General features: G+C 71.5%; 5 protein-coding genes. 3 read left to right on the top strand and 2 right to left on the bottom strand.

Translation table 11 applies throughout. From position 1 onward, the window contains the following. Nucleotides 1–340 precede the first annotated feature (340 nt). Together fabI and fabG are read right to left on the bottom strand one after the other, a co-directional pair. Entirely contained in the window at nt 341–1,117 is a 777-nt protein-coding gene (fabI, locus tag RIF68_RS23370) for an enoyl-ACP reductase FabI (protein WP_309053251.1), read from the bottom strand. Nucleotides 1,118–1,121: 4 nt separating this feature from the next. Further along, entirely contained in the window at nt 1,122–1,826 is a 705-nt protein-coding gene (gene fabG / locus RIF68_RS23365) for a 3-oxoacyl-[acyl-carrier-protein] reductase (RefSeq protein WP_309053250.1), read from the bottom strand. Between the two features lie 206 nt (nt 1,827–2,032). On the opposite strand from fabG, the gene RIF68_RS23360 reads away from it, so the two are divergent. From RIF68_RS23360 to tyrS, 3 genes are read left to right on the top strand one after another with little or no spacing between them, the layout of a single operon-like run. Next, entirely contained in the window at nt 2,033–3,544 is a 1,512-nt protein-coding gene (locus RIF68_RS23360; RefSeq protein WP_375165050.1) for a TldD/PmbA family protein, read from the top strand. Next, complete coding sequence (locus RIF68_RS23355) at nt 3,541–4,932, top strand: metallopeptidase TldD-related protein (protein ID WP_309053248.1); 1,392 nt, start codon at nt 3,541–3,543, stop codon at nt 4,930–4,932. The genes RIF68_RS23360 and RIF68_RS23355 overlap by 4 nt, the downstream gene beginning before the upstream one ends. A 52-nt stretch (nt 4,933–4,984) precedes the next feature. Then, entirely contained in the window at nt 4,985–6,259 is a 1,275-nt protein-coding gene (tyrS, locus tag RIF68_RS23350) for a tyrosine--tRNA ligase (protein ID WP_309053247.1), read from the top strand. Nucleotides 6,260–6,399 lie beyond the last annotated feature (140 nt).

The following is a 6,399-nucleotide window of genomic DNA, read 5'->3' as shown; positions in this document are numbered from 1 at the left end:
GAAGCCGCTGGATATCACGCGCATGTCCGTACCTCCTCCCCGGCAGTAGCCGGAACATCACGCTCCGACCAGTCTGGAGGGATTCGGGAGACTTTTCGACTTGGGAGCGAAACGCCAGGTCAGGAACCCGTTCGGCGGACACCGCGCCCCAGGGGGAGGGCCCGGTGACGCCGCGAGGGCCGTACGGCCGCCCCCGGAAGGAGGCGGACCGTACGGCCCTCGGGCGGTTCGGGACGGATGGCCGGACCGGCGGGAGACCCGCCGGCCCGAGATCCGTCACGCGGGGAGACCCGCCGGGCGAGAACTCCGCCGGACGGAAGCGCTCGGGACGGCAAGGGCGTCAGGCGCCGATCGCGTGCAGACCGCCGTCGACGTGGATGATCTCGCCCGTGGTCTTCGGGAACCAGTCGGAGAGCAGCGCCACGACGCCGCGGCCGGCCGGCTCCGGGTCGGCGAGGTTCCACTCCAGCGGCGAGCGGCTGTCCCAGACGGCGGCGAGCTCGCTGAAGCCCGGGATGGACTTGGCGGCCATCGAGCCGATCGGGCCGGCGGAGATCAGGTTGCAGCGGATGTTCTGCTTGCCCAGGTCACGGGCCATGTAGCGGCTCGTCGCCTCCAGGGCGGCCTTGGCCGGGCCCATCCAGTCGTACTGCGGCCAGGCGTACTGGGCGTCGAAGGTGAGGCCGACGACCGAGCCGCCCTCGTTCATCAGCGGCAGCAGCGCCATGGTGAGGGACTTCAGCGAGAAGGCGGAGACGTGCATGGCCGTCGCGACCGACTCGAAGGGGGTCTGGAGGAAGTTGCCGCCGAGGGCGTCCTGCGGGGCGAAGCCGATGGAGTGGACGATGCCGTCCAGGCGGTCGCCGAGCTGCTCGCGGACCTGGCCCTCCAGGCGGGCGAGGTGCTCGTCGTTGGAGACGTCGAGCTCCAGCACCTTGACGTTCTCGGGCCGGGGCAGCTTCTTGGCGATGCGCTCGGTGAGCGACGGCCGGGGCCACGCGGTGAGGATGATCTCCGCACCCTGCTCCTGGGCCAGCTTCGCGGTGTGGAAGGCGATGGAGGACTCCATCAGCACACCGGTGATCAGGATGCGCTTGCCCTCGAGAATTCCGCTCATGTGATCAGTGACCCATGCCCAATCCGCCGTCAACCGGGATGACGGCTCCAGTGATGTACGAGGCGTCGTCGGACGCGAGGAAGGTCACCGCGGCGGCGATCTCCTCCGGCTGCGCGTAACGGCCCAGGGGGACCTGGGAGACGATGCCCGCGCGCTGCTCGTCGGTGAGCACGGCGGTCATGTCGGTGTCCACGAAGCCGGGCGCGACGACGTTGAAAGTGATGTTGCGCGAACCGAGCTCACGGGCCAGGGAGCGGGCGAATCCGACCAGACCGGCCTTGGACGCGGCGTAGTTGGCCTGGCCCGCGGAACCCAGCAGACCGACCACCGAGGAGATGAGGACGACACGGCCCTTCTTGGCCCGCAGCATTCCGCGGTTGGCGCGCTTGACGACCCGGAAGGTGCCGGTGAGGTTGGTGTCGAGGACGGACGTGAAGTCCTCCTCGGACATGCGCATCAGGAGCTGGTCCTTCGTCACGCCGGCGTTGGCCACGAGGACCTCGACCGGACCGTGCTTCTCCTCGATCTCCTTGTAGGCCTGCTCCACCTGCTCCGCGTCGGTGATGTCGCACCTGACGGCCAGGAAGCCGGCCGGCGGCTCACCGGAGCGGTACGTGATGGCGACCTTGTCGCCGGCCTCGGCGAACGCGCGGGCGATGGCCAGGCCGATGCCCCGGTTGCCTCCGGTGACGAGAACCGAGCGGCTCAACGGATCACCCTTTCGATAGCTGTCTGGTTACCGAAAACCTATCGGGCCCTTCCACGATCCGGAGAATCGGGCCCTGACAGTGGCGTACGGATGTCGCTGTCGGGTCCCTACAGAAACCCCGGGCGGCGCGGCCGAAAGCGCGACATGATCAGGGACGACCGGCATCGCACGACAGGGAGACAGCTGTGCCATCTGGGACCCATACGATCGACGAAGCCTTCACGGCGCTGCCGCTGAGGGCGCTCGCCGACGCGGCGCTCGCGAGGGCCCGCGCGCTCGGCGCCGAGCACGCCGACTTCCGCCTGGAGCGGGTACGCAGCGCCTCGTGGCGGCTGCGGGACGCCAAGCCGTCCGGCTCCTCCGACGACACGGACCTGGGCTACGCGGTGCGCGTGGTGCACGGCGGGGCCTGGGGCTTCGCGTCGGGGGTCGACCTCACCATGGACGCGGCCGCGCGGGTCGCCTCGCAGGCCGTGGCGATGGCCAAGCTGTCCGCGCAGGTGATCGCGGCGGCCGGGTCGGACGAGCACGTGGAGCTGGCCGCCGAGCCGGTGCACGCGGACAAGGTGTGGATCTCCTCGTACGAGATCGACCCCTTCACGATCCCCTCCGAGGAGAAGAGCGCGCTGCTCGCCGACTGGAGCGCGCGACTGCTGCGGGCGGACGGGGTGGCGCACGTCGACGCCTCGCTGCTGACCGTGCACGAGAACAAGTTCTACGCGGACACGGCGGGCACCGTCACCACCCAGCAGCGGGTGCGGCTGCACCCGCAGCTCACGGCCGTCGCCGTGGACGGCACGACCGGTGAGTTCGACTCGATGCGGACGATCGCGCCGCCGGTCGGCCGGGGCTGGGAGTACTTGACGGGCACCGGCTGGGACTGGGACAAGGAGCTGGAGGAGATCCCGGAGCTGCTCGCCGAGAAGATGCGGGCGCCGAGCGTGGAGGCCGGGCGTTACGACCTGGTCGTGGACCCGTCCAACCTGTGGCTGACGATCCACGAGTCGATCGGGCACGCGACCGAGCTCGACCGGGCGCTGGGGTACGAGGCGGCGTACGCGGGCACCTCCTTCGCCACCTTCGACCAGCTCGGCAAGCTGGCCTACGGCTCCTCGGTCATGAACGTGACGGGCGACCGGACCGCCGAGCACGGGCTGGCGACCATCGGCTACGACGACGAGGGTGTCGAGGCGCAGACCTGGGACCTGGTGAAGGACGGCACGCTCGTCGGCTACCAGCTGGACCGGCGGATCGCGAAGCTGACGGGGCTCGGCCGCTCCAACGGGTGTGCCTTCGCGGACTCCCCCGCGCACGTGCCGGTGCAGCGCATGGCGAACGTGTCGCTCCGGCCGGACCCGGGCGGTCTGTCGACGGAGGACCTGATCGGCGGTGTGGAGCGCGGGATCTACGTGGTCGGTGACCGGTCCTGGTCGATCGACATGCAGCGGTACAACTTCCAGTTCACCGGGCAGCGGTTCTTCCGCATCGAGAACGGCCGGCTGGCCGGGCAGCTGCGGGACGTGGCGTACCAGGCGACGACGACGGACTTCTGGGGCTCGATGGAGCAGGTCGGCGGCCCGCAGACGTACGTCCTCGGCGGCGCCTTCAACTGCGGCAAGGCCCAGCCGGGCCAGGTCGCGGCGGTCTCGCACGGCTGCCCGTCCGCCCTGTTCCGGGGTGTCAACATTCTCAACACGACGCAGGAGGCCGGTCGATGAGCCGCGTCAGCAAGCCGTACGAGATCGTCGAGCGGGCCCTGGAGCTGTCCCGCGCCGACGGGTGCGTCGTGATCGCGGACGAGGAGTCCTCGGCGAATCTGCGCTGGGCGGGCAACGCGCTCACCACCAACGGGGTCACCCGGGGCCGGACGCTCACCGTGATCGCCACGGTCGACGGGAGCGAGGGCACCGCGTCCGGAGTGGTGTCCCGGTCGGCCGTCACGGCGGAGGACCTGGAACCGCTGGTGCGGGCCGCCGAGGAGGCGGCGCGGGCGGCGGGCCCGGCGGAGGACGCGCAGCCGCTGGTGCGGGACGTGCCGGCCTCGCCCGATTTCACGGACGCGCCGGCCGAGACGTCCTCGGCGGTCTTCGCGGACTTCGCGCCCGCGCTCGGGGAGGCCTTCGCGCGGGCCCGGGCGGGCGGCCGGGAGCTGTACGGCTTCGCCCACCACCGGCTGACCTCCACCTACCTCGGTACGTCGGCGGGGCTGCGGCTCCGGCACGACCAGCCGACCGGCACCCTGGAGCTCAACGCCAAGTCGCCGGACCGCTCGCGCTCGGCGTGGGCGGGGCGCTCGACGCGGGACTTCAAGGACGTCGACCCGGCGGCGCTGGACGCGGACCTGGCGACCCGGCTCGGCTGGGCGGAGCGGCGGGTCGAGCTGCCGGCCGGGCGGTACGAGACGCTGCTGCCGCCGACGGCCGTGGCCGACCTGCTGATCTACCAGATGTGGTCGTCGGCGGGCCGGGACGCGGCGGAGGGCCGTACGGTCTTCTCCAAGCCGGGTGGCGGGACGCGGCTCGGGGAGACGCTGTCCCCGCTGCCGCTGACCCTGCGCAGCGACCCGAACGAGCCGGGCCTGGAGTCCGCGCCGTTCGTGATCGCGCACTCCTCCGGGGACGACTCGTCGGTCTTCGACAACGGTCTGCCGCTGGCGCCGACGGAGTGGGTGCGGGACGGGAAGCTGGAGCGGCTGATCACGACCCGGCACTCCGCGGGGCTCACCCGCTTGCCCGTGGCGCCCACGATCGGGAACCTGGTCCTGGACGGCGGCGGGGAGCGGTCGCTGGAGGAGATGGTGGCCGCCACGGAGCGGGGCCTGCTGCTGACCTGCCTCTGGTACATCCGCGAGGTCGACCCGGCGACGCTGCTGCTGACCGGCCTGACCCGGGACGGCGTGTACCTCGTCGAGAACGGCGAGGTCGTCGGCGAGGTGAACAACTTCCGGTTCAACGAGTCGCCGGTGGACCTGCTGTCGCGGGCCTCGGAGGCGGGCCGGACGGAGAAGACGCTGCCGCGCGAGTGGAGCGACTGGTTCACCCGGGCCGCGATGCCCGCGCTGCGGGTGCCGGACTTCAACATGAGCTCGGTCAGCCAGGGGGTCTGACCCGCCTAGACTGAAGCGCACATCCCTACCAGATCCGAGGAGACTGACGACCGTGACGGACATCGTCGACGAGCTGAAGTGGCGCGGGCTTTTCGCCCAGTCCACCGATGAGGACGCCCTGCGCAAGGCTCTCGCGGACGGTCCCGTCACGTTCTATTGCGGTTTCGACCCGACCGCGGCCAGTCTCCACGTCGGGCACCTCGTGCAGGTGCTCACGGTCCGCCGGCTCCAGCGGGCCGGGCACCGGCCGCTGGCGCTGGTCGGCGGGGCCACCGGGCAGATCGGTGACCCGCGGCCGACGGCCGAGCGGACGCTGAACGATCCGGAGACGGTCGCGAACTGGGTGAACCGGCTGCGTTCGCAGATCGAGCCGTTCCTCTCCTTCGAGGGGGAGAACGCGGCGGTCATGGTGAACAACCTGGACTGGACCGCCGGGATGTCGGCGATCGAGTTCCTGCGGGACATCGGCAAGCACTTCCGCGTCAACAAGATGCTGACCAAGGACTCCGTCGCCCGCCGGCTGGAGTCCGAGCAGGGCATCAGCTACACCGAGTTCAGCTACCAGCTGCTCCAGGGCATGGACTTCCTGGAGCTGTACCGCCGCTACGGCTGCACGCTCCAGCAGGGCGGCAGCGACCAGTGGGGCAACCTGGTGGCGGGGCTGGACCTGATCCACAAGCTGGAGCCGGGTGCCGAGGTGCACGCGCTGGCGACCCCGCTGATGGTCAAGGCGGACGGGACCAAGTTCGGCAAGACCGAGAGCGGTGCCGTCTGGCTGGACCCGGAGATGACCACGCCGTACGCCTTCTACCAGTTCTGGCTGAACGTGGACGACCGCGACATCTCCACCTACATGCGGATCCTGTCCTTCCGGTCCCGTGAGGAGCTGGAGGAGCTGGAGGCGCAGACGGCCGAGCGGCCGCAGGCCCGGGCGGCGCAGCGCGCGCTCGCCGAGGAGCTGACCACGCTGGTGCACGGGGCCGAGCAGTGCGCGGCCGTGATCGCGGCCTCGAAGGCGCTGTTCGGTCAGGGTGAGCTGGCGGAGCTGGACGAGGCGACGCTGGCCGCCGCACTGTCCGAGCTGCCGCACGCGCGCGTGTCCGAGCTGGGCCAGGTCGTGGACCTGTTCGCCGAGGTCGGTCTCGTACCGAGCAAGTCGGCGGCGCGGCGCACGGTGAAGGAGGGCGGCGCGTACGTGAACAACGTGAAGGTGACCGCCGAGGACGCCGTGGTGGCACCGGAGGAGCTGCTGCACGGCCGGTGGCTGGTCCTGCGGCGCGGCAAGAAGAACCTGGCGGCGATCGAGTTCGCCGGCGCGGAGGGCTGAGCCCGGCCGCGCGGACGGCAGGACACGGCCGGGGGGGGGGGGGGGGGGCCGGGGGGGGGCGGCGCCGGGGCCCCCGGGGGGGGGGGGGGGGGGGCGCCCCCCCGGGGGAGGGGGGGGCGCCGGGGCGGGCGCGGCCGGGG

Origin of the sequence: Streptomyces sp. (assembly GCF_031178505.1) — a bacterium.
Lineage (GTDB): Bacteria > Actinomycetota > Actinomycetes > Streptomycetales > Streptomycetaceae > Streptomyces > Streptomyces gulbargensis.
This window is presented reverse-complemented; position numbering and strand designations above follow the sequence as displayed.

Bases quoted from the DNA above. Each gene is read 5' to 3' on its own strand.
- fabI (WP_309053251.1), bottom strand. From the start codon at position 1,117: ATGAGCGGAATTCTCGAGGGCAAGCGCATCCTGATCACCGGTGTGCTG.
- RIF68_RS23355 (WP_309053248.1), top strand. From the start codon at position 3,541: ATGAGCCGCGTCAGCAAGCCGTACGAGATCGTCGAGCGGGCCCTGGAG.